The sequence below is a fragment of the Paraburkholderia sp. IMGN_8 genome (assembly GCF_038050405.1).
Classification (GTDB): Bacteria; Pseudomonadota; Gammaproteobacteria; order Burkholderiales; family Burkholderiaceae; genus Paraburkholderia.
In genome coordinates, this window is the sequence record NZ_CP150900.1 from 2,624,608 (window position 1) to 2,649,978 (window position 25,371).

A 25,371-nucleotide genomic window follows, 5' to 3' on the forward strand; every position below is an offset into this window, starting at 1 on the left:
CCTTCTGAGCTTGGTATCATTCGGGTATCAATTTTCAGGGGGAACCTCTATGAGCATGATCAAGGAATTCAAGGAATTTGCCCTCAAGGGCAACGTGATGGATCTCGCCGTCGGTGTGATTATCGGCGGTGCTTTTTCCACCATCGTCAATTCGATTGTTAAAGACCTGATCATGCCCGTTGTCGGACTTGCTACCGGCGGCCTCGATTTCTCCAATAAATTCGTCCGTCTGGGCGATATTCCGGCCAGCTTCAAAGGTAGCCCAGAGTCGTATAAAGACTTGCAGACGGCAGGCGTTGCCGTATTCGGTTATGGCTCGTTTATCACCGTCCTGATCAACTTCATCATCCTCGCGTTCATCATCTTCCTGATGGTCAAGTTCATCAACAATCTGCGCAAGCCGGCTGAGGCCGCGCCGGCCGAGCCGCCGGAAGATGTGCTGCTGCTGCGCGAAATCCGCGATTCCCTGAAGAACCCGGCGCATTAAGCATTGGACCCGGCACATCAGCCGGGTCCAATAAAAAGGCCTGCTGCGATTGACTCGCAGCAGGCCTTTTTTATCGTGCGCTCAACATACCCGCACGCAGCGCGAAAATGTCCATCCGGTGCACTATTCGTCCTGCTGCGCCTTCCGATTCGCCACGCTTTCGATCATCGTTTCAAGCTGGCCGAAATTGACCGGTTTGGTCAAATGCGAAGTGAAACCGGCGCTCAGACAACGGCGCACGTCTTCGTCGGTGCCGAAGCCTGTCAACGCAACCGCGGGCACGTCCGAATGCTCGCGGAACGCCCTGATGAAATCGAGGCCTGTGCCGTCGGGCAAACCCACGTCGCTGATCACCAGCTCAAAGGTGCGCGCCTGAGTAGCGGCCAGCGCATCGTCCACGCGCCCGACCACCGTCACGTCATGTCCGAGGCCGCGAATCAGCTGCGCCATCACCTCCGCGGTATCGAGGTGGTCCTCAATTAACAGAATGGTCAGGAGACCTGCCGCATGCACTTCGGCCGGTGCGCTCACGAGGGGCGCTTCGGCAGGTTTCGCGGCGGTCGGCAGCGTGATCGTGAAAGTCGCGCCGCAATGCGCGCCCGGGCTTTGCGCGATCACCGTGCCGCCATGCACGTCGGTCAGCGCCTTGGTGATCGCAAGGCCGAGGCCGAGCCCGCCGAACTGCCGCGTCATGTTCTGGTTGCCCTGCTCGAACGCGTTGAACAGCTTGCCGATCTGCTCCGGTTCGATGCCGATACCCGTGTCTTCAACCGAGATCTGCACGTGCATGCGTTCGTCGCGCGTGCGCACGTAGATATGGCCGCCGTCCGGCGTGAACTTGGCGGCGTTGCGAATCAGGTTCCACAACATCTGTTGCAGCCGTGCACGGTCGGCCAGCACGTAATGGTGCTGCGCGTTCTTGTGCACGTGCACGTCCTGCTGCTTGACCTGGATCTCGCTGCGAAACAGTTCGAGCACGCTGTCGAGCACGTCGTGCACGTCGACGGTTTCCAGCGATAGGCGCAGCTTGCCGTTCGCCACCCGCGTGAGGTCGAGCAAGTCGTCGATCAGCCGCGCTTCGAGTTCGACGTTGCGACGGATCATGCGCACACTCGCGCGCGCCTGCTCGGGCAGATCCGCAATCATCTCCAGCACGCTGGCGCCGGCCAGTACCGGCGTAAGCGGCGTGCGCAATTCATGCGACAGCATCGCCAGAAAGCGGTCTTTCGCGCGGTTGGCCTCTTCGGCGGTCTGGCGGGCGGCCTGCTCCGACGCGAGCAGGCGTTCGCGCTCCTCGATCGCTTCACGCTGCGGATGAATGTCCGTGCAACTGCCGAACCATTTGCTGACGTTGCCGTCGGCGTCGCGCATGGCGACCACGCGGGCGTCGAACCAGCGATATTCGCCGTCGTGGCGGCGAATCCGCAGTTCGTGCCGATAGTCGCCGGCACCGCTCTTCACCGCCCTGAGCCAGGTGCTGCGGATTTCCTCGCGGTCGTCTGCATGCACGGCGTCGAGCCATGCGAGGCCGTATGAACTGCTTTCGGCCAGCCCCGTGTAGTCGAACCACTGCTTCGACAGAAAATCGCAATCGCCCTCGGCGTTGCAGGTCAGCACAAGGTGCGGCAACGCTTCCGACAAGGTCCGGTAATGCTGTTCGCGATCGCGCAGCAGCAAGGCTTCGTCCGAGGCTTTCTGCAAGCGCACTTGCGACAGCACCCGCTCGACGGCTTCGGGCAGGTAATCGAGGTAATCGCCGGATTTCGGCACCACGTCGGACACGCCCGCGCGCAACGCTTCGATCACGCGGGATTCGTCAGTGAAACCAGTCACGAGAATGGCGGGAATCCGCACGCCCTCAGCGCGCAAGCGGCGAAAGAAGTCGAGGCCGGTCTCCGGCCCGCTGAGCTGGTAATCGAGCACCAGCAGGTCGGGAGAGCTCGCGGCGAGCCGCTCGCGGGCCGCCTCGACACCGGCGCAGATCGCCACCCGGCAGCCGGCGCGCTCGAGCGACTTGCGCGCGAGCCGCAGAATACCTTCGTCGTCGTCGACGACCAGCACATACGCGGCGGGCAGCGTGGATACTTCTGGGGTCATGCGCAATCTTCTTTGGCTAGGTCTGGTGTAGCTATGTTTGTAACGGGCGGCTTTCGGGCGTCTGCCAAGAGGCGCCCGTCATGGCGCCGCCAGCCGATGACCGGGCGGCAGCTTGACCACCTGCAGAAAAAAGCCGAGACGCCGCACCGCTTCGATGAACGCATCGTACTCGACCGGCTTGGTGATGTAGACGTTGCAGCCGAGTTCATAGCAGCGCGCGATTTCGCGCGGATCGTCGGTCGTGGTCAGGACGATAACCGGCACCGCGGCGGTCTGCGGCGAATCCTTCAAACGCCGCAACACTTCGAAACCATCGACGCGCGGCATCTTCAGATCCAGCAGCACGACGAAATTCGTCAGATCTTCGCGTGGCGGATAGGGACTCGCGGCGGCGTCGGCCGGCGCGGGGCCGAAAAAATAATCGAGTGCTTGCTGACCGTCGCGAAAACGCACGAAACCGTTCGAAATACCGGCGCGGCGCAAATTGCGCTCGACGAGCGTTGCGTGGCCGTCGTCGTCTTCGATCAGCACGATGCTGACCGTCTCCCCGTGACTCATATGCCCTCCGTACCGGCGATTCGTTTACGCATATTGTTTCTAAGTATCCCCACTATTGCCCCGGCTGCCGATCTCAATTCGATAGCACTTCAATGGCGCGCCGGTTGCTCCGGCAGCACGACGAAAAAGGTCGACCCCGCGCCTTCCGCCGACTCCACCCAAACCCGGCCGCCGTGCCGCTCCACCATGCGCCGCACCACCGCAAGCCCGATGCCCTCGCCGCTCGCGACGTCGCCGTGCAGACGCTGAAACGCGCGGAACACCTTCGACATATACGCGGCCGGAATCCCGAGTCCATTGTCGCGCACGTAATAGGTGCGGGTGCGCAGCACGCCCGGCTCCTTTTCGTCCACCGGTTCCGGCTCCAGCGCGCCGATCTCGATGCGCCCGTGACGCACCGGGTCGAGATAGTTGAGCGCGTTGCCGATCAGGTTACTGAAAATCTGTTCGATCGCGCCCGGGTCGCCCCACGCGGGCGGCAACTCGCGCACGGTGACCACCGCCGCGCGCTGCTTGATCGCGCCCTGCAGCGCATCGACCACCCGGCCCACCACTCGCCCGACGCTCACGCGCTGCCACTGATATTCGAGCCGGCCGGCACGCGAAATGCGCAGCAGCGCGTCGATGATCGCCGCGGCCCGCGTCACCGCGGTACGCAGATATTGCAATGACTCCCGCACGTCGCCGTCGAGGATATGCACCATGCGTCGATGCTCGGCTTGCGGCAAGTTGGCCGCCTCGACGGTCCTGTGCAGTTCGTCGCACGACACCTGTAACTCTTTCGAAAAACCTTGCAGATTCACCAGCGGCGAGCGTAGATCGTGCGACACGCTATAGATGAACATTTCGTTGTCTTGCGTTTCCTGGCGCAACTCCTCGTTGACGCCCGCGAGCTCCTGTGCACGCGCCTGGAGCCGCGCTTTCAGCATGGCCTGCTTGCCTTCCGCCTCGCGCAAACGGGCGCCAGTCTGATGAAGCACCGCGTCGAGTGCGGCGATTTCGTCGTTGCCGGAAAGCGGCGCCGCGAGCGGCCGCCCGTTGCCCAGACGTTCAGCGTTATCGGTCAACACTTCCAGCCGCCGGCCGATGCTGCGCGCAAACACCACGGCGGTGGCTGCCCAGATCAGCATCGAGCCGATCACCGCGGCGATCAGCGCATATTGCTGGCGCTCGCGCCGCCGCGCGAGAGACGCGTCGCGCTCGGCGTCGAGCCGCGACGCCTCTTTGTCGAACGCAGCGAGTTCGTCGCGGAACAGCGCGATCTGCTGAGGCAGCGCACCGCCTTCCAGCGCGGCGAACGAATTCAGACTGCGCCGCGCATGTAGCGCCTGCGAGATCGCGGCGGTCTGCGCGCGATACGCTTCGATCGCCTGTTGCATCTTGCGCACGCGCCGGACTTGCTGCGGCGTATCGGCGACTAGCGCCTCGAGGTGCGCAAGCCGGTCGCCGAGCTCAACCCACACTGTATGACGGTCAATAAACAATGGATCGCCGACGACCATACCCGTGCGCACCCGCGCGGCCTGACGCAGCAGCGGATCGACAATGGCCGACGACTGATAGAGGATCTGCTTGCTGTTGGCGACCCACTGCGCGGCCTGCGCCGTTTGCTCCTGGGTATCGAAGACGACGCCCAGGAGCGCCAGCTCGACCACGCTCGGCACTGCAATCAGCAGCAGACCCTTGGTGAAAAGTTTCATGTTCGCCCAATGGGTCACTCAGGCCCCGGCGGCACGCGAGGACAGCTTGCCGCCTGACCATGCTGCCGGGCCGCGGTGCCGGACGGCGAGCACGGCGCGGCGCAGCCGGACGGGCCATTATCGACGCGAATGTGAGATATTTCAACGTAGAGGCAAGATGGGCTCGCCCACATAAAAATGACTTTTTTATTGATCACATGTGTTTTTTCGGCGGCGCGTGCGTCTATGATGGAAACAGATGTGTTGGGAAGCGAAAGCGCGCGGCGAGGCGATTCGGCATGATTCGTGCGGGAGGCGGTGTGACGGCGCAGTCGTCGAATCACCGTGAATCCGGCCTTGTCGTATGCTATAAAAGATCGACGTGCGGCGCGCGAAGCCGGGAGTGGTCGCATGAGGACGCTGCGTTTCTTGCAATTCTTTTTCAGGCGAATTTTTATGTCCTTCCCGAAAAAGCGTAGACGCGCGAAGGTGGACGGCGATGAGTCGTTCCTCGCGGTGCTGCGGCATTTCAAACCATTCGGTCAGCTCGACACCAAGATTGCGCGCGCTCGCGCGCAGGATGAACCGGTGCTCTATGCGCATGTGCTGCCAGGGCTCGATGTCCTTTTGTGCAGCGTGCGAGGGGCGCAGCCGCCTTATCCGGCGCCGGCTGAGTTGCGGCGGCGTTGTATTGAGTCCATTACCAATGCGTTGGAACAGCCGCTCGATGGGCTGGAGAACGGCGGGTATTGGTATGAGGCCGATGGGTTTGGGTTTTTGGTCTTTGCCAGCCGGGCCAGGGGGAAGATCCTGACGGAGTTTGGAGCCACCCGGGTTGGTGGCGCCCGTAGGGGGGTTCGGCGGCAGGATGCCGCTGGGGATGCCGCTCCGCGGTCTTTGAGGTAAGGTTTTTTGCCTTTCAGGCGGATTTTGTTCTGTCTGCCTGGGGTGGTGACTTTTTTTTCTTTGCCTTTGGCGGCGGCATTCTTCTGTGTGCCTGCGGCGTTGGCCTTTTCTTGATTTGATATTGGTTTATTAGCGTTCCCCCTGTGCGGGGGGCACCTACTTTTCTTTGCCGGCCGCAAAGAAAAGTAGGCAAAAGAAAGCGGCTTCACACCGCTAACTCTTAAGCGGGTCCCCTGGCTTGGAGGAGGCAGTGGAGCATCTGGAATCTGTGTTCTCGCGCATTCGGCGTGAGTGACAAGGCCGTCATACTTCCGGCGGCGCTACGCGCGCCGCAGCGGTACTTCATCAAACCGCCTGCCATTTTTGGCACGCTACGCTACTTCATCAAACCGCCCGCCACGTCTGACGCCCTGCGGTACTTCATAAAACCGCGAGTCTTCTCTAGCGTACTAGCGGCACTTCCAAACCGTAAGTCATTCGGCGGCTCGCCGAGGCGAAGCCGATGGCACCCACCGCGCGCAAACGAAGCCCCTGGTTTGCCTGGCAGACCGTTCCGGCGAGCACGCAGTGCGAGGCGGGAAGAATGACTGCCTTGTCACCAGGGCGGAGTGTGCGAGGGCACCGATTCCAGATGCTCCACTGCCTCCTCCAAGCCAGGGGACCCGCTTAAGAATTGGCGGTGTGAAGCCGCTTTCTTTGCTTACTTTCTTTGCGGCGCAAAGAAAGTAAGTGCCTGCCCCGCACAGGGGCGACGCTAATAGACCACTAAGAAATCAAGGAAAGGCCAACACCGCAGGCGCACAGACAATGCCGCCGCCAAAGGCAAAAAAACTTCACCACGAAGGCAAACAAAAAAATCAACTCCCTTTATATTCAGCCGCATTAGCCGGCGCCCCAACAGCCGGCCTCTTACCACTCACAGCAGGCGAAGAACCAGACTTATTACCCACCACACCGTCTAATGAAATAGCAGCTTTAGGCAGCTGCTTCTGCCCCGGCGGCGGCGCGGTCGGCGCCTGCCTCACCTGCGACAGCAACTGATTACAAGCCAACGGCTTACTATTGCTAGGCGCGAGCAATGGAATCAACGCTGCAAACGGATTGATCAACCCAAGTCCGATAACAGCACCGCCTCGCAATGCCAACGCGGCAGCATCAACCCCGACATGGGGATCCTTGAAAGTCCCCTTCACATACAACGGCGAGCGCAGCGAAAACACCCGGAAACCCTTGGTATGCGGATGCACGCCAAGGTCCATCGATTCGTCGCGCAAATTCACGTTACCGTCGATGTCGATCACCGCATCGTCCGTATCGAGCGCGAAGACGCGCGTATCAAGCACGCCGTTGGTCGCGACAAAATCGGCCGCGGCGCAGTTGATCTTCACGTCGCGATTGCCAAACAGCTTTTCGTAGACGACGTTCGCCACGTTCAGGCCGGCCGCCTCCATCAACAGGCGGCTCACCGTACCGTCGGTAATCAGCGCCTTCACCTCGCCGTTCGAAGTCGCAGCCAACGCTGCAGGCGAATTGCCGGTTGCGCTCAGCGCCGCGTCGCCGTTGATCTCGCCAAGCGCGTTTTGCATGGTCTTGAAGTTCGGGAACAGTTGCTTGAGCTTCAGATGGCGCGCCGATGTGGAGAAGCGCCCCTTGAGCGGCGCCGTGCTGCCGTCCAGACGAATGTCGGATGCCAGCGTGCCGCCGGCCACGCCGAACTTCAACGGCTCCAGCGACAGCACGCCGTCAGTCAGGATGACGTGCGTGTACAGATCGGTGATCGGCAAGCTCACGTCCTTGACGATGCGGCGGCCGGTGAACTTCACGTCGGCGTCGATCGCCTTCCAGCGGTCGGTGCGGAATTCTTCGACCGGCAGCGCCTTGTTGCCGGGCTGTCGCGTCGTGTCGCCGCGCCTCGCCTTGCTCGCGTTCGAGTCCGCGCCGATCACCGGCGCCAGATCGGCGAATTGCAACAGGTGCGACACCAGTTCACCCTCCAGCAGCGGACGCGGCTCGCGCGCCGTATAGATCAGCGAACCATTCAGATCGCTGGCACCTACCCGGCCCGTAAAATTTTCATACTTGAAGATGCTGCCGCCGGCCCTGAACTGACCGACAAAACGGCCCTCGGTCACATACGGCGGCGTGTCGGGCAAGGTCACGCCGGTCAGCGCATAGAGCCGCGCCATGCTGTCGCCTTGCAGCCAGAGCCGCAGGTCGACCGCGGCGAGATGCGCCGGATCGGTAATCGTGCCAACCAGTCCGACATGCAGATCGCCGGCCTTGACATCGGCCTGCACCGGGAATGGCCGGTTGGCATCCTGCAACGCCAGCACGCCGCCAACCTTGCCGCTGCCCGACAGCGGCGTCTTGTTGTAGGTGCCCTTGATGGTCCAGCCAATCGCATACGGCGGAATCGCCGGCTTGGCGCTGCCCGCCGTGCTCGTCCCGCCAGCGGTCGATGCCGATGCGGCCGCTGCACCGCTCGCGCCCTCGCTTGCCGCTTTGCCTGGCTCCTTTGAACCGCCGGCGACCAGCGCACCCGAGGCGCCTGCGCCCGCTGTCGCAGCCGAAGCATGAACGTCCGTCGACGCGGCGCCGGAAGCTGCCGCCGCCGAAGCCGCTGCTGCCTCGGACGCCGCCGCGGCGCTCGCCTGCGCGGCAAGCTTGCTCGCGCCCGCCTTGCCGACCGCCTCCGCCGACGCGTTGCGCGACGCCTCTTCCTGCTGTTTCATCGCCTCGCCGATCGGAATCGGCTGGCCGAGCGTATCGATGACGGTCTGCATCTCGATCTTCTTCTGCTGGTCCGACAGCGCGACATTGCCCTTCGCAAACGCGATGTCGTGCAGATCGAGCTTCCATTCCGAAGGCCCGGTCGAAGCGGGCAACTTGAAGGTCCAGTTATTGCTTCCGTCGAGCAGGCGCTCGAGGTCGACCGAAGGATTCACGAGGTTAATCGCGGGAATCACGATGTCGTGCGCGAGCAGCGGCAAGACCTTGACCTCGAAGTCGATCTCGTCGAGCGTCGCGAAGTGCGGCTGTTTGCTCCACTCCGGATTGCCCACCGTGATGTTGGCCGCCGAGAAACGCGGCGAGGGCACCCAGCCACGCCAACCGGCCTCGCCCGCCGGCTGCCGCCACCCTACTTTCAGATCGCCGGTGATCGCGAACGGCCGGCCGATCGCCTGCGTGACTTTGTCGTTGACCCACGGTCGAGCCCGGTTCCAGTCAAAGGTCAGAATAAAAATCGCCAGCGCAGCAATCAGAACGACGATGATCCCCATCAGCCATGCGATGATTTTCCCGATCCGTCTTCCGATTGTGCTCGACACTGCCATTGAAGGCTCCGCGGTTTCTTCTTGGTTATGCAACTGACAGCACGTATCGTGCCTGATAGTTGCCGTTTTATCATGCCGCACAGCTCAAGTGCACGTCGCGTGTGATGGGAATGTCACAGCGACGTCACGGCCACGCCCGAGAAAATGCAAAACCCCACAACAAATCCGCTCATGAACGATGTTCCTTTAGTCCTTGCCGACGGCATCGCCCGGCGCGATGCGCTGCGCGGGCAAAGCCTCCTGCAGCCGACCCATTTCGCCTTGCAGGCGGGCGACCGAGTCGCGGTCACCGGGCCGTCGGGGTCTGGCAAAAGCGTGTTTCTGCGCGCACTGGCCCTGCTCGATCCGCTGGATGCAGGACGCGTCATGTGGCACGGCGCGCCGGTCGAGCGCGCCGCGATTCCCCGTTACCGGCGCAACGTCGCGTATATCCGGCAACGGCCCGCGCTCCTCGACGGCAGCGTCGAAGACAATCTGCGCTATCCGTTTGAGCTGCGTACGTATCGCGATGTCCGCTTCGACCAGGCGCGTGCTGCGAACCTCGCCGCTCAGGCCGGGCGCGGCGGCGATTTCCTCGACAAGCGCGCGAGCGAACTCTCCGGCGGCGAGGCGCAGATCGCCGCGCTGATCCGTGTCTTGCAACTGGCGCCCGAAGTCCTGCTGCTCGACGAGCCGACCGCATCGCTCGACCCGGAATCGTCGCGTGCGATCGAGGGCCTGGTGCACGCGTGGTTCGATGCCGATCCAGGCGGGCATGCATCGGTGTGGGTGTCGCACGATCCGGCGCAGGCTGTACGCATGAGCGAGCGGCATCTGACGATGCGCGCCGGTGTGCTCGACGAATCAGCCGTGACGCAGGCTCATCAGGAGTTCGACCAATGACATTGCAAAACCTGAGCCTCTGGGACGTGGCGATTGCTGCGTTATTGATTGTCGTGAACGGCGTGGTCTCGGTGGCCCTCAAGCTGGACCTCGAACGCACGCTGGCGTGGGCGGCAGCGCGCACCGTGCTGCAGTTGCTGGCAATTGGCTATGTGCTCGGCTGGGTGTTCCGCTATGACCACTGGTTCGTGGTGCTGCCGTTGATGATCGTGATGACGCTGATCGCCGGCTTCGCGGGCGCACACCGCGGCAACCGCACCTATGCCGGGCAACGTGTGGACAGCGTGTTGTCGATCTGGGTCAGTTCGTGGCTGGTGGCGGCGGTCGGACTCTTCGTCGTGATTCGCATTCATCCGTGGTACGAGCCGCAATATGCGATCCCGATCCTCGGCATGATCCTCGGCAATACGTTGACCGGCGTGTCGCTCGGCATCGAACGGATGACCGAGGAATTGACCGCGCGGCGCGACCGCGTCGACATGGTGCTCGCACTCGGCGCGACGCGTTGGGAAGCGGCGCAGGCGCCGGCGCGGCAGGCCGTGCGCGCGGGCATGATGCCGACGCTGAATCAGATGGCGGTGGTCGGCGTGGTGAGTTTGCCCGGCATGATGACCGGCCAGGTGCTGGCCGGTCAGTCGCCGTTGCAGGCGGTGCGCTATCAGATTGTGATCATGTTTCTGATCGCGGCATCGTCGGCTTTGGGGACGGTGGGCGCGGTGCTGCTGACCTACCGGCGGCTCTTCTCGGCCGAGCATCGGTTTCTGGCCGCGCGGCTGGTGGAGCGGCCGGCGACGCAGCGTTGACTACCTTCGCCGCGCACGACTCAACGCTTCGCCGATACGGCCACCTGGGTGCCATCGGTGAGCGTCAGCGTCTTCGTGCTGCCGTTGGTCGGCATCGTAAAGCGCAGAATCTGGCTGATGCTCACGTCGTTCGGACACTTGAGCGTTTTGCCGGCGCTCGTCACCGTCTTGACGCCGTGCGGCGTCTGCGCCTGGAAGCTCAGTTGCACGGTCGCGGTGCCGTCACTGGCGACCACGGGCGCAAAGCGGATCTGCGTCTGACGAATCATCGCGCCGTTGGTATCGACCGGCAGCGATGCGTAATTCGGACAGGTGTCAGCCGCAGGGACCGGCCCACCCGGCGGCACGGTCTTCCACGTGAAGTCATCCGATTCGCCGGAGCGGATCGTGCGCGTTTCCTGTGAATTGCCGAACTGTTTCGACGTGACGCGGACTGTATAGCGGATCGGACCATCGGTAGCGGCCTGCGACGTGACCGTGATCGGCGTGGCCGCATGGGCCACCGGCACGAGCGCGCCGGGCGCCAAAGCGCAGGCGAGAGAAGCAACAAGCGAAACGGCGGAAAATCTGAAGCTCGAGCTCATACTGTCACCTCGTTGTTGTGCCGCTGCGCGCTCGCTTAAGCGCTACTGCCTGACTCCAGCCTGATGGCGACCGGCCGGGCGAACCACGAGACACGCAACTGTTTTAGCATGATGCCCTACCAGTCTAACGCCAAGCGGCCATGCGCGCGCTTCATACGAATCGGGTGTTAACCCGCTTGCGGTGACGCGTTTTCTGCGTGTGCGATTCGCGGCTGATTGCAACGATTCGCCCCTTACACCCTGCCCCGACCTCCCGTTGGGTCCTCTCCGAAAGACACATGGCCGGCGACGCATTTGCGAGGCCGGCCATGCTCGGTTATCGGACTACGCGCGGCTTAGAAACCCGTCAGCACCAGCTTGCCGATCGCACGCCCCTGTTCGAGCAGTTGATGCGCGCGGCGCAGGTTTTCGGCGTTGATCTTGCCGAGATCCTGACCGACCGTCGTGCGTAACGTGCCCGCATCGACCAGACGCGCGACTTCGGTCAGCAGCTTATGCTGCTCGATCATGTCGGGCGTGCCGAACATCGAACGCGTAAACATGAACTCCCAATGGAACGCGGCGCTTTTCGCCTTCAACAGTTCGACAGGGACCGGCTTGCCGTTTTCGACGATCGTGCAAATGCCGCCCTGCGGTTTGACGACTTCGGCCGCCGCCGGGAAGTGCTTGTCGGTGTCGTTGAACACCAGCACGTAATCGACCTGGTCGATGCCGATCTTCTTCAACTGCGCCGGCATATCGCCGAAGTGATCGATGATGTGATCCGCGCCCAACTCCGTCGCCCACTTCGCCGATTCGGGACGCGAGGCGGTCGCGATCACGTTCAGCTTCGCGAGTTGCCTGGCCAGTTGGATACCGATCGAGCCGACCCCGCCCGCACCGCCGATGATCAGCACCGTGCGGCCCTCGTCCGCGCCTTGCGGCGATACGCCAAGGCGATCGAACAGCGCTTCCCACGCGGTGATCGCGGTCAATGGCAAAGCGGCCGCGTGGGTGAAATCGAGCGACGCCGGCATGCGCCCGACAATGCGCTCGTCGACCAGATGGAACTCACTATTGGCGCCCGGCCGTGTGATGCTGCCGGCATAAAACACCGGATCGCCGACCTTGAAGAGCGTGACATCCGGCCCGACCGCCGCCACCGTACCGGCGGCGTCCCAGCCGAGTATGCGCGGCTCTTTCTCGACGGTGTCTTTCGGGGCGCGTACTTTGGCATCGACCGGATTGACCGAGATCGCTTCGACCTTCACCAGCAGGTCACGGCCGGTGGCTTCGGGTTTCTGGATTTCGACATCGATCAACGCTTCGGCTTGATCGATCGGCAAATAACGATAGAGACCGACTGCTTTCATCACAACTCCTGTTCGTTCAGATGGGGTTGAAGGACTGGCGAACTTTGCGGGTGGCGTCTGGTGCTCCTCACCGCCGACGCCGCCTCCGATCGCCTTGACGTCATCGTAAGCCGGTTCTTATTCTCATAAAACAGCCATAATGACTGAAACATCTTTTTGAATTTCAGAAGAATGGATCACCCTGCTCATCCCGCGCCACCTAGGCCCCGCGACCGGGAGCGCCTCGATCTGCTCGACGTCGCGTTGTTCGTCCGGGCGGCCTTGCTGGCCAATCTGTCGGCGGCCGGCCGCGAATTCGGCTTGTCGGCGGCGGTGGCGAGCTCGCGGATCGCGCAACTGGAAAAGCTGCTCGGCGCGCGCCTGCTGCACCGGACCACGCGCCATATCAGTCTCACGCAGGACGGCGAAGTGTTCATGACGCGCGCCCAGACGCTGCTCGATGCGGCCGCTGCAGCGCGCGCCTCGGTCGGTCGCGCCCAGGCCGAACCGCAGGGCCGCTTGCGGGTGTCGATGCCGTCGTCGTTCGGGCGGCAGCACGTGTCACCAGTGATCAGCGAGTTTCTGCGTCGCTATCCCGGCGTGAGCGTCGATTTGCGGTTGACCGATCAACTGGTCGATCTGGTCGATGCGGGCATCGACGTGGCGATCCGGGTCGGCGTGTTGAAGGATTCGTCGCTGGTGGCGCGGCGTCTCGCGGCAAACCGCCGCGTGATCTGCGCAGCGCCCGCCTATTTCGCCGCTCACGGCACGCCGCATCATCCTTCGGACCTGACACAGCACGAATGCGTGATCCTCTCGGACCAGCGCGACTGGGCGTTCGTGACGCCCGCCGGTCCGCTCGATGTGCGTGTGAGCGGGCGCCTCGTCACCGACAACGGCGAAGTGATTCGCGACGCGCTCCTGGCCGGTTTCGGCATCGCGCTCAAATCGACATGGGACGTTGCCCCGTATCTGCGCAGCGGTGAACTGGTCAGCGTGCTCGACACCTATCCGCTCGCGGAGAAGGTCGCAATCTGGGCGGTCTATCCGAGCCGGGCGTTCGTGCCGCCCAAGACATTGGCGTTCATCGAGTTCCTTTCCGCGCATTTCGGCGATCCGCCGTATTGGGACGCAGAGCCTGACTGAGGCGCAGCGGATCGCGGGGCAAACACGGAATCGAGCGTCGCCGGTTCGACTAATGCGCTTCAGCGTCAGGCACGGTCCGCCGGTTCGAGCTCAACCGGCACCGCGGCGAAACCGCGAAACCGCACGCGCCCACCGCGAGTCGGCGCGCCGTCGAGACGATACGCCGGAAAACGCTGCACAAAGCGCCCGATCGCGATCCGTGCCTCGAGGCGCGCAAGCGACAGCCCCGCGCATTGATGAATGCCGAAGCCAAACGCCAGATGCCGGTTCGGATCGCGGCGGATGTCGAAGCGATCCGGCTCGGCGAACTGCTCCGGGTCGCGATTGGCCGCGCCGATGCATAGCGTGACGGGCGTGCCGCCCGCCACCGCGACGCCGCCGATCTCCGTATCGACGGTAGTCATCCGGTTGCCGAGTTGATTCGAACTCTCGAACCGCAGACATTCTTCGACCGCCGTGTCGATCAGCGACGGTTCGCGCAGCAGCGCCGCGCGTTGCTCCGGCCAGTCAGTCAGCGTGACGAGGCCGTTGCCGATCAGATTGGTGGTCGTCTCATGACCGGCATTCAGAATGAAGATGCAGTTTTGCAGCAACTCCACTTCCGACAATTGCTCGCCGTCCCCTTCGCCCTGGATCAGGCGCGTCAGCACGTCATGCTGCGGATCGCCGGGTTCGCGCCGGCGCCGCGCCACCAGATCCTGCAAATAGCCGACGAACTCGCCAACCGCACGGTTGCCGCGTTGGAGCTGCGCGTCGCTCAGCGACGGCTCGAGCGCGCCGAGAATCGCCAGCGACCAGCCGCGCAACGGCTCGCGCTCCGCGTGCGGTACATCCAGCAGATTGCCGATGATCTCGACCGGAATCGCCGACGCGAATTCGCCGATCAGGTCGATCCGGCCGCGCCCCGCGGCGGCATCGAGCAAGCCGTCGACGAGGCGGACCAAGCCCGGCTCCATCGCCGCGATCGCGCGCGCCGTCAGCGCGCCGGCGATCAGTTTGCGCACCCGCGTATGCCGCGGCGGATCGTTAAAGACGAGACTGGTTGTGTGATGCGTGTAGAGCGGCGAATCGCCATACTTCGGCCTGAATTCGACCGTCTTGTCGGAACTGAAGGTTTTGGGGTCGCGGTAGACCGCCTGCACGTCGCGAAAACGCGTCAGAAAGAGCGATCCGTCCGGCATGCGCTTGATGGGCTCATGCATACGCAGCGCGTGGTAGATCGGGTACGGGTTGGCGTAGAAAGCCGGGCTCAGGTGGCGCAGATCGAAGTCGCGCGCAAGGGTGAGCGCGTCGGTAGCGGTCGCCGGGGTCATCGGTTGTCTCCGTGTGGTGCGCCTCGTGGCTGGTCCAATGCACGCGGTATGCCATGCGCCGCCGGGTGGACGCAATCGGTTCGATGAGCGCAATGGATGCAGGGGCGTCGTTCGATGCGCCAGTATGAACCGGGCGCCTGACGGTTGCACGCGGGCTGCATGGCGCCGAACCGTTACAATAGCGGGATTTTCCGCGCGCGCCGCGCGCCCGTCCCTTCCTGCGTCACTGCGCCGTCAATGAACCTCGTCATCCAAAGCCCCGCGCCCCTGTCCGCCGACCATCATAAAACGCTCATTGCGCTCGCGCGCGGCTCGCACGCCAGCGTCATCGACGCGAACGCGATTCGCATCGCCGACGCCGCCGTTTCGCAGCGCGCCGATCTCGAGGTCTATTGCGGCACCCATCAACTGGACTACGCGTTTGTCGAAGCAGGCCGCCAGTTGCGCGATTTCGGGCTGGTCGCGATGGACATGGATTCGACGCTGATCACGATCGAATGTATCGACGAAATCGCCGACTTCTGCGGGCTGAAGGCCGAAGTGGCCGCTATCACCGAAGCGTCGATGCGCGGCGAAATCAAGGACTTCAATGAAAGCCTGACACGCCGCGTGGCACTGCTCAAAGGACTCGACGCCAGCGCGCTCGAACGCGTTTATGAAGAGCGGCTGCAGCTCTCGCCAGGCGCGGAACGGATGCTGGCCGGTGCGAAGGCTGCGGGTTTGAAAACGCTGCTGGTGTCTGGCGGATTCACGTTCTTTACCGAAAAACTGAAGGCTCGGCTTGGTCTGGATTTCACGCACGCCAACACGCTCGAAATCGTGGACGGGAAGTTGACTGGCAAGGTGAGCGGCGAGATCGTCAACGCTGACGTGAAGGCACGCACGCTGCGCGACACGTGCGCTCAACTGGGCATCGAACCGGCCCGCGCGATCGCAATGGGCGACGGTTCGAACGATCTGAAGATGATGGCCGCAGCAGGCCTATCCGTCGCGTTCCGTGCGAAGCCGGTGGTGCGCGAAGCCGCTAGCGTGGCCTTCAACCATGTTGGGCTGGATGGGTTGTTGCGGTTGTTTTAATGCGCTGGCGATGCGCCGGCCGGCAGAGCGCGACAGCCGGCGCACGCCTCGGACTCACTTGTTGTGCGACGCTATGACAAGCGCTGCGGTCATGAAGACCAGGCAGGAGAAAAACACGCCGCCCGCCCACCAGCACATCCGATCGAAGCCTTATGCACACCGTCGTAGCGTCGAGATCCGGCGTCGACCATTCGGTCGAATGGTTAGGCCTGCTGTTTATATTGACAAAATAAAAACCCATCGGAACCGCGTCCCGATGGGCTTGCATGACAGATTGCCGAAACGCTCAGGCGTTCAACCCAGCGCCGCCAGGCTGTGCTCGATATCCGCGCGCAAATCGGCCTCCTCTTCCAGTCCGATATAAAACCGTACCAGCGTGCCGCGGTGCGGCCACTGCGCTGCGGTGCGCATCGACGCGACGTCGTACGGCATCGCGAGACTGTGCGCGCCGCCCCAACTCCAGCCGAGCGAAAACAGTTCCAGCGACTCGCAGAACGTATCGATTTGCGCCGCGCTGTAACGTCCATCGAACACGACGGAAAACAGGCCACCCGCGCCCGTGAAGTCGCGCTTGAAGAATTCATGCCCTGGACAATCGGGCAGCGCCGGGTGCAATACCGCAGCGATTTCCGGCCGCGCCTTCAGCCATTTGGCAAGGCCAAGCGCCGCGCGGTCGTGCTGTTCGAAGCGCAGTTGCATGGTCGGCAGACTGCGCAGGATCAGCGAACAGTCGTCCGAGGACACGCCGATGCCCATGCGCATACGTGCAGCCTTCAGCTTCAGATGCAACTCGCGGTCGACGGTAATGGTCGCGCCCATCAGCACGTCTCCGCCGCCCGACTGGTACTTGGTCAGCGCCTGCACCGAGATATCGACGCCGTGATTGAACGGCCGGAACCCGAGCCCCGCCGACCACGTGTTGTCAATGGCCGTGACGACGTTGCGCGCTCGCGCCGCCGCGGTGATGGCGGGCACGTCGGCCACTTCCATCGTGACCGAGCCGGGCGCTTCCAGCCAGACCAAACGCGTATTCGGCTGGATCAGATCGGCGATGCCCGCGCCGATCATCGGATCGTAGTAACGCACCGTGATGCCGAAATCGCGCGCCAGCCAGTCGCCATGATCGCGGTTCGGCGAGTAGACGTTATCGGGAATCAACACGTCGTCGCCGGCCTTGACGAGGCCGAAGTACACGTTCGAAATCGACGACAGCCCCGACGGTTGCAACAACGCATGATTGCCGCCTTCGATGGTGGCGAGCCGCTGCGCCAGCGCGAGCGAAGTCGGCGTGGCGTGCAGGCCGTAGCGCCATTGCGCGTCGTTTTTCCAGTCGAGCGCGCGCATCGTCGCGAGATCGGGGAACACGACCGTCGAAGCCCGCATGACCGGCATCGAGAACGACTCGAAGCCCGGCGTGAGCTGATCCTCGGCGCGCACGATGCGGGTTTGCAGACCGCGTTTGAGTTTGGATTGGGTCATGGTGAATGTAGGTAAGAACCAGACGGAGACGAATCAAGACGCAGATCGCGCGCGGATCTGCCACGCGCCGCACACGCAAGAGTAGACGAGCCGGCGGGATTTCGCCTGGCTGACGGCGCGCGAGCCATCAGGCCCGTGGGGCAGCCAACTTTACTCGCCGGTTTGCAGGTTGCTGACCCCGCCCACCGCGTGACCACCGCCTGCCGCCGAGGCCGGTGCAGCGGCGGCGGTGGCGCCTGCGGACGGCGGCGGCGGCGCCGCCTTGTTCGCGGCAGCGCCAGCAGCCGTAGCAGCCGGCACTGCCTGCCCCGCTGCCAGCGGCTTCAGATCGAACGCCAGCGGACTGGAATCGTCGACGTTCATCCGTTCGCCAGTGACCGAACCATCGGCGGCGAACTTGCCGACCCAGTTCCCGGTGATATGCGTGCCGTCGTTCGACTCCTCGACTTCGAGCACATCGCCGTCGCGGTCGCCGGCGATCAGGATCACTTCGCCGGTATCGGTGTATTGATACTCGCCGTGCACGCCGGCCGGATCGTCGGTTTTCGCGCCGAGCCGCAGCACGATCTGACGCGAACCCAGCATACCGGCGTAGCGCGGGAACTTCGCGAATTCGGGGCTTGGTTTGAGCGGCAACTGAATCGGCGGCGGCGCCGCCAATTCCTTCACCGCGTCGCTTTCCGCCCATGCCTGCGCCGGCATCAACGCCGCTGCACCGGCACACAGCAATGCGGCGACGCTCACTACGCCCCGAAGGAAGTCCCCCTGGGGGACTGAACAACCTGCCCAACCACGCCGACGCACCGCGCCCTTCATCGCTTTCAATTCCTGCATCCGTTTCCTTCCTTGGTGCCTGATACCTGCTTTCCTGCCTGGTACGAGTTCGCTGCCGGCCTCAAATCCGTTCGAAGATCGCCGCAATGCCCTGGCCGCCGCCGATACACATCGTCACCAGCGCATACCGGCCGCCAACCCGCTGTAACTCATACAGCGCCTTGACGGTAATCAGCGCGCCGGTCGCGCCGATCGGGTGACCGAGCGAAATGCCCGAGCCGTTCGGATTGACCTTCGCGGGATCGAGGCCGAGTTCCTTGCTGACCGCGCACGCCTGAGCGGCAAACGCTTCGTTCGCTTCGATCACGTCGAGATCGGCGACCGCCAGGCCGGCGCGCTCGAGCGCCTTGCGCGTCGCCGGCACCGGGCCGATGCCCATGTATGCCGGATCGACGCCGGCATGCGCGTACGAAACCAGCCGCGCCAGCGGCTTGATGCCGCGCTGTTCGGCGACGCCGCGCTCCATCAGCACGACCGCCGCGGCGGCGTCGTTGATGCCCGACGCGTTCCCGGCCGTCACCGTGCCATTTTCCTTCGCGAACACTGGCTTGAGCTTCGAGAAATCTTCCGCCGTCGCATTCATGCGTGCGTGTTCGTCCGTATCGAACACGACGTCGCCCTTCTTCGACGGGATCGTGATCGGCAGGATCTGTTCCTTGAAAAAGCCGCTGGTGATCGCATTAGCCGCGCGACGATGCGATTCGAGCGCGAGCGCGTCCTGCGCTTCACGCGAGATGTCGTATTTGTGCGCGACGTTCTCGGCGGTCACACCCATATGGATCGACTGGAACGGGTCGTTCAGCGCACCCATCATCATGTCGACGAGACGCGCATCGCCCATGCGCTGACCGAAGCGCGCGGCGGGCATCGAATACGGCGCGCGGCTCATGCTTTCCGCGCCGCCGCCGATCGCGATATCGGCGTCGCCTAGCAGCACGCTTTGCGCGGCCGACACGATCGCCTGCAGACCCGAGCCGCACAGGCGGTTCACGGTCAACGCGGGCGCGTGTTGTGCGACGCCGCCGTTGATCGCGGCCACGCGCGCCAGATACATGTCCTTCGGTTCGGTATGGACGACGTTGCCGAACACCACATGGCCGACTTCGTCGCCCGACACGTTCGCACGCGCCAACGCTCCACGCACCACGCGGGCACCGAGATCGGTCGGCGGAAAATCCTTCAGGCTGCCGCCAAAGTCGCCGATTGCCGTACGCACACCGCTTACCACCACTACGTCCCGTTGCATCGCTCGCTCCTCTTTAGTCTCTCAAGATGATCTCGCCTTGGCGGGCCGCGCGTCGCAGCGCGTCGTGATCAGCCAGCCAGGATGTGCTCGACCGTCGCCCGCGAAGGGATCGGCGCGACGGCGCCGTAACCTTGCGTCGACAGCGCGGCGGCGACGTTCGCATAACGCGCCGCCTCGAAAGGATCGTCGCCGGCCACGATGCGCGCGATGAACGCGCCGCCGAAGCAGTCGCCCGCGCCGGTCGCATCGACCGCGTTGACGGCGTGGCCCGGCACGACGCGCCGCTCATTGGGCGTCGCGATGTACGAGCCTTCCTTCCCTAGCTTGAGCGCGACCACACGCGGACCGCGCGACAGCAGGAAATCGACGATCTCGTCGCGGCCGGTCAGACCGGTGAGTTCGGTCACGTCGTCCCAGCTCGGCAAACAGATGTCGGTCTGGCGGATCGCTTCGAGCATCACCGCGCGCGCCCGGCCGAGCGGCCACAGCTTCAAGCGCAGGTTGGTATCGAAGCTCACGCGCACGCCGTTGGCACGCGCATGTTCGATCGCGGCGAGCGCCGCATCGCAGGCGCTCAGGCTGATTGCGAGGCTGATGCCGGACAGATGCAGGACCTTGGCAGCGGCAATCGCATCGAGCGGCAGATCGTGCGGCGCGTAGCGGCTCGCGGCAGAGCCGGCGCGCAAATAGTCGAACGCGTGGCCGCCCGGACCGTGCGAGACGAAATACACGCCGGTCGATGCGTACTCATCGACACGCACGAGCGACGTATCGACCTGCTCGCGCTCCCACAGATCGATCAGCAAACGCCCGAAATGATCGCTGCCGACCGCCGAGACGAAACCGGTCTTCGCACCTTGCCGCGCCGCCGCGATACAGAAGTTCGACGTATCGCCGCCGAAGCCTTGCAGGTAGTTCGGTTGATCCTTCGCCGACTGGTTGAATTCGATCATCGCCTCGCCGAGCGCGAGGATTTCCGGGGGCCGGCCTTCCGGGGGCCGGCCTTCCGGGGGCCGGCCATCCGGGGGCAGGCCTTCCGGCATATGAGTCGTGCTCGCGGCCATCGCTTAAACCTCGCCCCACAGATCGTGGCCGTCGGCGCCGGTGATCTTCACCGACACGAAATCGCCGACCTTGTAACGCTTTGACGCCTTGGTGGCGGGCGCGATATACACGACGCCGTCGATCTCCGGCGCGTCCGCCGCGGTACGGCCGATGCCGCCGTCGGCGTTGATCTCGTCGACCAGCACCTTCAACGTCTTACCGACCTTCTTCGCGATGCGCCTGGCCGACACTTCTTCGGCCACTTCCATGAAACGCGCACGGCGTTCCTCACGCACTTCGTCGGGCAACGCGCCGTCCAGTTCATTGGCCGTGGCGCCTTCGACCGGCGAGTATGCAAAACAGCCGACCCGATCCAGTTCCGCCTCGCGGATGAAATCGAGCAGCGTCTGGAACTGCTCTTCGGTCTCGCCCGGGAAACCGGCGATGAAGGTGCTGCGAATCGTCAGATCGGGGCACATTTCGCGCCACGCCTTCACGCGCTCCATCACCTTCTCGGCGTTGGCCGGACGCTTCATGCGCTTCAGCACTTCCGGATGGGCGTGCTGGAACGGCACGTCGAGATACGGCAGCACATGGCCCTTGTACGGACCTTCGGCCATCATCGGGATCACTTCGTCGACGCTCGGATACGGATACACGTAATGCAAACGCACCCACGCGCCATATTGCGCGGCCAGCTCGCCCAGCGCGCCGACGAGATCGGTCATGCGCGTCTTGATCGGCTTGCCGTTCCAGAAACCCGTACGGTATTTGACGTCGACGCCGTAAGCGCTGGTGTCCTGCGAAATGACCAGCAACTCCTTCACGCCCGACTTGAACAGGTTCTCCGCTTCGAGCATCACTTCAGCGACCGGACGCGACACGAGATCGCCGCGCATCGACGGGATGATGCAGAACGTGCAGCGGTGGTTGCAGCCTTCGGAAATTTTCAGGTACGCGTAGTGGCGCGGCGTGAGCTTCACGCCCGCAGCCGGTACCAGATCGACGAACGGATCGTGCGGCTTCGGCAGATGGTTGTGCACTGCCTGCATCACTTCGCCGACCGCGTGCGGGCCGGTCACGGCCAGCACCTTCGGATGCACTTCTTCGATCAGCCCCGTGCCGCTCGCGCTCTTCTTCGCGCCGAGACAGCCGGTGACGATCACCTTGCCGTTTTCGTGGAGCGCTTCGCCGATCGCGTCGAGGCTTTCCTGCACGGCTTCGTCGATGAAACCGCAGGTGTTGACGACCACGAGGTCCGCGCCATCATACGTGCCGGAGATCTCATAGCCCTCGGCACGCAACTGCGTGATGATCTGCTCGGAGTCGACAAGCGCTTTAGGGCAGCCGAGGCTGACGAAACCGACCTTCGGAACGGAAGGCGTCGGCACGGCGGGGGTAGAGGTCTGCGACATAGGGTGGGTCCGGCGTATAGCGGTGACGATGGCGACAAATGGGGACCGTGCGGCAGGAACTACGGAGTTAAAGGGTCACAAAGGCCCTACCCCGGCAAAACGCCCCGCGCACGCAACCCGCCATTGTACCGCGCCGGCGGTCCTCCGCTTGCGCCCCCGCCGCCAACGCTGCTTGCGCCGTTACTTCTTCTCCGGCTCCGGATTGCTTTGCGGATTTTCAGACGGATTTGCCGGCGCATTAGCCGCATTCACCGGGCCACCCGGCGTAAACGGGAAGGTGCTGAACATGGACTTCGCCTGGTTCTGCATTTGCTCCTGCATCTGCACGAACATGTTCTTCGACTGCTCGATGTAGCTGGTCATCATGCCCTGCATCATCGGCGCCTGCATGTTCATGAATTGCGACCAGACTTCGGGATTCATCGCTTTGCCTTCGTACAGGTTCTTCGACTGGTCGGCGAGTTTCGCCTGAATGTCGATGAACGCCTGGATGTTCTTTTCCAGATACGTGCCCATCATGCCCTGCATCGCATGACCGTAGAAACGGATGATCTGCGACAGCATCGACGACGAGAACATCGGCAAGCCGCCGCTCTCCTCTTCGAGAATGATCTGCAACAGGATGGCGCGCGTCAGATCCTCGTTGCTCTTCGCATCGATGACCTTGAAATCCTCCTGATCCAGCACGAGCTGTTTGACGTCCGTCAGCGTGATGTACGTGCTTGTCTCGGTGTCGTAGAGCCGACGATTCGGATATTTCTTGATCAGTCGTTCGGCTGTTTTCTTTGTAGTAGTGGTCATGTGACGCCTTTGAGCGCGAGTTGAGCGCGAAAACGGCGCCCTGTCGACTGCGCAATCGGGTTATTGCGCAATCGAGACGCCGCCGGAACCATCTGAGCTAAAGCACGCCGCCTTGTGAGCGGCGCGCTCGTGACTCAGCCCATATGCAAACCGCCATTCAGCGAAAAATCAGCGCCCGTGGAGAAACCCGATTCGTCCGACGCGAGCCATGCCACGATCGAGCCGATTTCGTCCGGCTGGCCGAGACGGCGCACCGGAATCGTTGCGACAATCTTTTCCAGCACGTCCGGGCGGATCGACTTGACCATATCGGTGCCGATGTAGCCCGGCGACACGGTGTTCACCGTCACGCCCTTGGTGGCCACTTCCTGCGCCAGCGACATCGTGAAGCCGTGAATCCCGGCTTTCGCGGTCGAGTAGTTGGTCTGGCCGAACTGGCCTTTCTGCCCGTTCACCGACGAAATGTTGATAACCCGGCCAAAACCACGCTCGACCATGCCGTCGATCACCTGCTTGGTGACGTTGAAGAGGCTAGTCAGGTTGGTGTCGATCACCGCCGTCCAGTCTTCGTGCGTCATCTTGCGGAACACGACGTCGCGCGTGATGCCGGCATTGTTCACCAGCACGTCGATTTCGCCGACTTCGGCCTTGACCTTGTCGAACGCGGCTTTGGTCGACTCCCAGTCACCGACGTTGCCTTCGGACGCGATGAAGTCGAAGCCCAGCGCCTTCTGCTCTTCAAGCCACTTCACGCGGCGCGGCGAGTTCGGGCCGCAGCCTGCGACCACCTTGAAGCCTTCTTTGTGTAGCCGCTGGCAAATGCTCGTGCCGATGCCGCCCATCCCGCCCGTTACGTAAGCAATTCGCTGTGTCATAAACTAGACTCCGTTGTCGTTTTCGAGGCGCCGACCGGCTGCCCCATTCCTCGCCTTGTACTTCATCTCCGCTGCCGCCGGGCGACCGGCCGGCGAGGCCACTGCTCACCGCGCGCCGCCTGCTGTAACGAGGCGCGCGGCAACCATGCTTTACCGCCTTAAGCGCGCTCGACCGCCAGCGCCACACCCATGCCGCCGCCGATACACAGCGACGCCAAACCCCTCTTCGCATCGCGTTTCTGCATTTCGTGCAGCAGCGTGACGAGAATCCGGCAACCGGACGCGCCGATCGGATGGCCGATCGCAATCGCGCCGCCGTTCACGTTGACCTTCGACGTGTCCCAGCCCATCTGTTTGTGCACGGCGAGCGCCTGCGCGGCAAACGCTTCGTTGATTTCCATCAGGTCGAGATCGGCCGGAGTCCAGCCGGCGCGTTCCAGGCAACGGCGCGAAGCCGGCACCGGGCCCATGCCCATCACCTTCGGATCGACGCCTGCGTTGGCGTAGGCCTTGATGCGCGCGAGCGGCGTGAGGCCGAGCGCTTCGGCTTTCTTCGCCGACATCACGATCACCGCCGCCGCGCCGTCGTTCAGACCCGACGCATTCGCCGCCGTCACAGTGCCTTCCTTCGAGAACGCCGGCTTCAGGCCCGCAAGCGATTCGGCCGTCACGCCATGACGCACGAATTCATCCGTTGCGAAACGCAGCGGCTCGCCCTTACGTTGCGGAATTTCGACCGGCACGATTTCGTCATTGAAGCGGCCCGACTTCTGCGCGGCTTCCGCCTTGTTCTGCGACAGCGCCGCGAACGCGTCCTGTTGCTCGCGCGTGATGCCGTATTCCTTGGCGACGTTTTCCGCCGTCACGCCCATGTGGTACTGGTTGTACACATCCCAGAGGCCGTCGACGATCATCGAGTCGATCAGCTTCGCATCGCCCATGCGGAAACCGTCGCGCGAACCCGGTAGCACGTGCGGCGCCGCGCTCATGTTTTCCTGACCGCCGGCGATCACGATGTCGGCGTCGCCCGCGATGATCGCGTTGGCTGCCAGCATCACGGCCTTCAGACCCGAGCCGCACACCTTGTTGATCGTCATGCCTGGTATGGACGAGGGTAGCCCTGCCTTGATCAGCGACTGACGCGCCGGGTTCTGACCGGAGCCGGCCGTCAACACCTGGCCCAGGATGACTTCGCTCACCTGCTCGGGCTTCAGACCGGCCCGCTCGAGAACGGCGCGAATCACCGTGGCTCCGAGATCGGGCGCGGCGATCTTCGCCAGCGATCCACCGAATTTACCTACTGCCGTACGGGCGGCCGATACGATCACAACATCAGTCATTTCCATATCCTCCGGGCATGTCGGCCAGTTGCGCCGCAGCCCGTCAAGTTAAAAATCTCGTTGATCTTCCGCTCTTACTCAATCAGGCGCTCGTTCAGACCATCCAGCGAAGCGCGCCATGAAATTTCCGCCGTGAGAC

General features: G+C 63.3%; 21 protein-coding genes. 6 read left to right on the top strand and 15 right to left on the bottom strand.

The window, feature by feature from the left end:
- Positions 1-49: 49 nt before the first annotated feature.
- Positions 50-487, top strand: coding sequence for a large conductance mechanosensitive channel protein MscL (gene mscL, locus WN982_RS12105; protein WP_341312245.1), 438 nt, complete (start codon positions 50-52; stop codon positions 485-487).
- A 123-nt stretch (positions 488-610) separates the two neighbouring features.
- Here mscL and WN982_RS12110 read toward each other — a convergent pair whose 3' ends face one another.
- The 3 genes from WN982_RS12110 to WN982_RS12120 all read right to left on the bottom strand — a co-directional run bounded on the left by WN982_RS12110 (position 611) and on the right by WN982_RS12120 (position 4,842).
- Complete coding sequence (locus WN982_RS12110) at positions 611-2,584, bottom strand: response regulator (RefSeq protein ID WP_341312246.1); 1,974 nt, start codon at positions 2,582-2,584, stop codon at positions 611-613.
- A gap of 78 nt (positions 2,585-2,662) precedes the next feature.
- A complete protein-coding gene (locus WN982_RS12115; protein WP_325047697.1) occupies positions 2,663-3,142 on the bottom strand; it encodes a response regulator in 480 nt (159 codons plus the stop codon).
- A gap of 89 nt (positions 3,143-3,231) precedes the next feature.
- Complete coding sequence (locus tag WN982_RS12120) at positions 3,232-4,842, bottom strand: ATP-binding protein (RefSeq protein WP_341312247.1); 1,611 nt, start codon at positions 4,840-4,842, stop codon at positions 3,232-3,234.
- A gap of 390 nt (positions 4,843-5,232) precedes the next feature.
- Between WN982_RS12120 and WN982_RS12125 the strand changes: the two genes are divergently transcribed.
- Positions 5,233-5,727, top strand: a complete 495-nt coding sequence (locus tag WN982_RS12125) for a hypothetical protein (protein ID WP_028196609.1) — start codon at positions 5,233-5,235, stop codon at positions 5,725-5,727.
- Between the two features lie 857 nt (positions 5,728-6,584).
- Here the strand turns inward: WN982_RS12125 and WN982_RS12130 are convergent.
- Positions 6,585-9,062 carry an AsmA family protein gene (locus tag WN982_RS12130; RefSeq protein ID WP_341312248.1) on the bottom strand — a complete coding sequence of 826 codons (2,478 nt, stop codon included), beginning with the start codon at positions 9,060-9,062 and terminating at the stop codon, positions 6,585-6,587.
- 171 nt (positions 9,063-9,233) lie between these two features.
- On the opposite strand from WN982_RS12130, the gene WN982_RS12135 reads away from it, so the two are divergent.
- Positions 9,234-9,944, top strand: coding sequence for an ATP-binding cassette domain-containing protein (locus WN982_RS12135; RefSeq protein ID WP_341312249.1), 711 nt, complete (start codon positions 9,234-9,236; stop codon positions 9,942-9,944).
- A complete protein-coding gene (gene fetB / locus WN982_RS12140) occupies positions 9,941-10,747 on the top strand; it encodes an iron export ABC transporter permease subunit FetB (RefSeq protein ID WP_341312250.1) in 807 nt (268 codons plus the stop codon). Before WN982_RS12135 ends, fetB begins: the two co-directional genes overlap by 4 nt.
- A 20-nt stretch (positions 10,748-10,767) precedes the next feature.
- Here the strand turns inward: fetB and WN982_RS12145 are convergent, their stop codons facing one another.
- Together WN982_RS12145 and WN982_RS12150 are read right to left on the bottom strand one after the other, a co-directional pair.
- Positions 10,768-11,331, bottom strand: a complete 564-nt coding sequence (locus WN982_RS12145) for a DUF6013 family protein (RefSeq protein ID WP_341312251.1) — start codon at positions 11,329-11,331, stop codon at positions 10,768-10,770.
- A gap of 335 nt (positions 11,332-11,666) precedes the next feature.
- Positions 11,667-12,683 (bottom strand): zinc-binding alcohol dehydrogenase family protein, encoded by a 1,017-nt coding sequence (locus WN982_RS12150; RefSeq protein WP_341312252.1) that lies wholly within the window; start codon positions 12,681-12,683, stop codon positions 11,667-11,669.
- A gap of 171 nt (positions 12,684-12,854) precedes the next feature.
- Between WN982_RS12150 and WN982_RS12155 the strand changes: the two genes are divergently transcribed.
- Positions 12,855-13,808 (top strand): LysR substrate-binding domain-containing protein, encoded by a 954-nt coding sequence (locus WN982_RS12155; protein WP_341312253.1) that lies wholly within the window; start codon positions 12,855-12,857, stop codon positions 13,806-13,808.
- Between the two features lie 65 nt (positions 13,809-13,873).
- Here the strand turns inward: WN982_RS12155 and WN982_RS12160 are convergent, their stop codons facing one another.
- Positions 13,874-15,121 (bottom strand): cytochrome P450, encoded by a 1,248-nt coding sequence (locus WN982_RS12160; protein WP_341312254.1) that lies wholly within the window; start codon positions 15,119-15,121, stop codon positions 13,874-13,876.
- 237 nt (positions 15,122-15,358) lie between these two features.
- On the opposite strand from WN982_RS12160, the gene serB reads away from it, so the two are divergent.
- Complete coding sequence (gene serB / locus WN982_RS12165; RefSeq protein ID WP_341312255.1) at positions 15,359-16,198, top strand: phosphoserine phosphatase SerB; 840 nt, start codon at positions 15,359-15,361, stop codon at positions 16,196-16,198.
- A 294-nt stretch (positions 16,199-16,492) separates the two neighbouring features.
- On the opposite strand, the gene WN982_RS12170 is transcribed toward serB, so the two are convergent.
- The 8 genes from WN982_RS12170 to WN982_RS12205 all read right to left on the bottom strand — a co-directional run bounded on the left by WN982_RS12170 (position 16,493) and on the right by WN982_RS12205 (position 25,232).
- Entirely contained in the window at positions 16,493-17,677 is a 1,185-nt protein-coding gene (locus WN982_RS12170; RefSeq protein ID WP_341312256.1) for a cystathionine beta-lyase, read from the bottom strand.
- A gap of 150 nt (positions 17,678-17,827) precedes the next feature.
- A complete protein-coding gene (locus tag WN982_RS12175; RefSeq protein ID WP_341312257.1) occupies positions 17,828-18,511 on the bottom strand; it encodes a hypothetical protein in 684 nt (227 codons plus the stop codon).
- A gap of 61 nt (positions 18,512-18,572) precedes the next feature.
- Complete coding sequence (gene bktB / locus WN982_RS12180) at positions 18,573-19,757, bottom strand: beta-ketothiolase BktB (RefSeq protein WP_341312258.1); 1,185 nt, start codon at positions 19,755-19,757, stop codon at positions 18,573-18,575.
- A gap of 68 nt (positions 19,758-19,825) precedes the next feature.
- Positions 19,826-20,710: a sugar kinase gene (locus WN982_RS12185; RefSeq protein WP_341315780.1), complete on the bottom strand. Its 885-nt coding sequence runs from the start codon at positions 20,708-20,710 to the stop codon at positions 19,826-19,828.
- Between the two features lie 114 nt (positions 20,711-20,824).
- A complete protein-coding gene (gene rimO / locus WN982_RS12190; protein ID WP_341312259.1) occupies positions 20,825-22,216 on the bottom strand; it encodes a 30S ribosomal protein S12 methylthiotransferase RimO in 1,392 nt (463 codons plus the stop codon).
- A gap of 180 nt (positions 22,217-22,396) precedes the next feature.
- Complete coding sequence (gene phaR, locus WN982_RS12195; RefSeq protein ID WP_341312260.1) at positions 22,397-23,017, bottom strand: polyhydroxyalkanoate synthesis repressor PhaR; 621 nt, start codon at positions 23,015-23,017, stop codon at positions 22,397-22,399.
- Positions 23,018-23,151: 134 nt separating this feature from the next.
- A complete protein-coding gene (locus tag WN982_RS12200) occupies positions 23,152-23,892 on the bottom strand; it encodes a 3-ketoacyl-ACP reductase (protein WP_341312261.1) in 741 nt (246 codons plus the stop codon).
- A gap of 158 nt (positions 23,893-24,050) precedes the next feature.
- On the bottom strand, positions 24,051-25,232 hold the full coding sequence (locus WN982_RS12205) for an acetyl-CoA C-acetyltransferase (protein WP_341312262.1): 1,182 nt from the start codon (positions 25,230-25,232) through the stop codon (positions 24,051-24,053).
- Between the last annotated feature and the right edge of the window lie 139 nt (positions 25,233-25,371).

What these genes read in the sequence shown, in the direction of transcription:
- WN982_RS12125 (WP_028196609.1), top strand. Translation starts at nt 5,233, where the DNA reads ATGAGGACGCTGCGTTTCTTGCAATTCTTTTTCAGGCGAATTTTTATG.
- WN982_RS12160 (WP_341312254.1), bottom strand. Translation starts at nt 15,121, where the DNA reads ATGACCCCGGCGACCGCTACCGACGCGCTCACCCTTGCGCGCGACTTC.
- fetB (WP_341312250.1), top strand. Translation starts at nt 9,941, where the DNA reads ATGACATTGCAAAACCTGAGCCTCTGGGACGTGGCGATTGCTGCGTTA.
- mscL (WP_341312245.1), top strand. Translation starts at nt 50, where the DNA reads ATGAGCATGATCAAGGAATTCAAGGAATTTGCCCTCAAGGGCAACGTG.
- rimO (WP_341312259.1), bottom strand. Translation starts at nt 22,216, where the DNA reads ATGTCGCAGACCTCTACCCCCGCCGTGCCGACGCCTTCCGTTCCGAAG.
- WN982_RS12170 (WP_341312256.1), bottom strand. Translation starts at nt 17,677, where the DNA reads ATGACCCAATCCAAACTCAAACGCGGTCTGCAAACCCGCATCGTGCGC.
- WN982_RS12200 (WP_341312261.1), bottom strand. Translation starts at nt 23,892, where the DNA reads ATGACACAGCGAATTGCTTACGTAACGGGCGGGATGGGCGGCATCGGC.
- WN982_RS12175 (WP_341312257.1), bottom strand. Translation starts at nt 18,511, where the DNA reads ATGCAGGAATTGAAAGCGATGAAGGGCGCGGTGCGTCGGCGTGGTTGG.
- WN982_RS12130 (WP_341312248.1), bottom strand. Translation starts at nt 9,062, where the DNA reads ATGGCAGTGTCGAGCACAATCGGAAGACGGATCGGGAAAATCATCGCA.
- phaR (WP_341312260.1), bottom strand. Translation starts at nt 23,017, where the DNA reads ATGACCACTACTACAAAGAAAACAGCCGAACGACTGATCAAGAAATAT.
- WN982_RS12205 (WP_341312262.1), bottom strand. Translation starts at nt 25,232, where the DNA reads ATGACTGATGTTGTGATCGTATCGGCCGCCCGTACGGCAGTAGGTAAA.
- WN982_RS12150 (WP_341312252.1), bottom strand. Translation starts at nt 12,683, where the DNA reads ATGAAAGCAGTCGGTCTCTATCGTTATTTGCCGATCGATCAAGCCGAA.
- bktB (WP_341312258.1), bottom strand. Translation starts at nt 19,757, where the DNA reads ATGCAACGGGACGTAGTGGTGGTAAGCGGTGTGCGTACGGCAATCGGC.
- WN982_RS12145 (WP_341312251.1), bottom strand. Translation starts at nt 11,331, where the DNA reads ATGAGCTCGAGCTTCAGATTTTCCGCCGTTTCGCTTGTTGCTTCTCTC.
- serB (WP_341312255.1), top strand. Translation starts at nt 15,359, where the DNA reads ATGAACCTCGTCATCCAAAGCCCCGCGCCCCTGTCCGCCGACCATCAT.
- WN982_RS12110 (WP_341312246.1), bottom strand. Translation starts at nt 2,584, where the DNA reads ATGACCCCAGAAGTATCCACGCTGCCCGCCGCGTATGTGCTGGTCGTC.
- WN982_RS12120 (WP_341312247.1), bottom strand. Translation starts at nt 4,842, where the DNA reads ATGAAACTTTTCACCAAGGGTCTGCTGCTGATTGCAGTGCCGAGCGTG.
- WN982_RS12115 (WP_325047697.1), bottom strand. Translation starts at nt 3,142, where the DNA reads ATGAGTCACGGGGAGACGGTCAGCATCGTGCTGATCGAAGACGACGAC.
- WN982_RS12135 (WP_341312249.1), top strand. Translation starts at nt 9,234, where the DNA reads ATGAACGATGTTCCTTTAGTCCTTGCCGACGGCATCGCCCGGCGCGAT.
- WN982_RS12185 (WP_341315780.1), bottom strand. Translation starts at nt 20,710, where the DNA reads ATGATCGAATTCAACCAGTCGGCGAAGGATCAACCGAACTACCTGCAA.
- WN982_RS12155 (WP_341312253.1), top strand. Translation starts at nt 12,855, where the DNA reads ATGGATCACCCTGCTCATCCCGCGCCACCTAGGCCCCGCGACCGGGAG.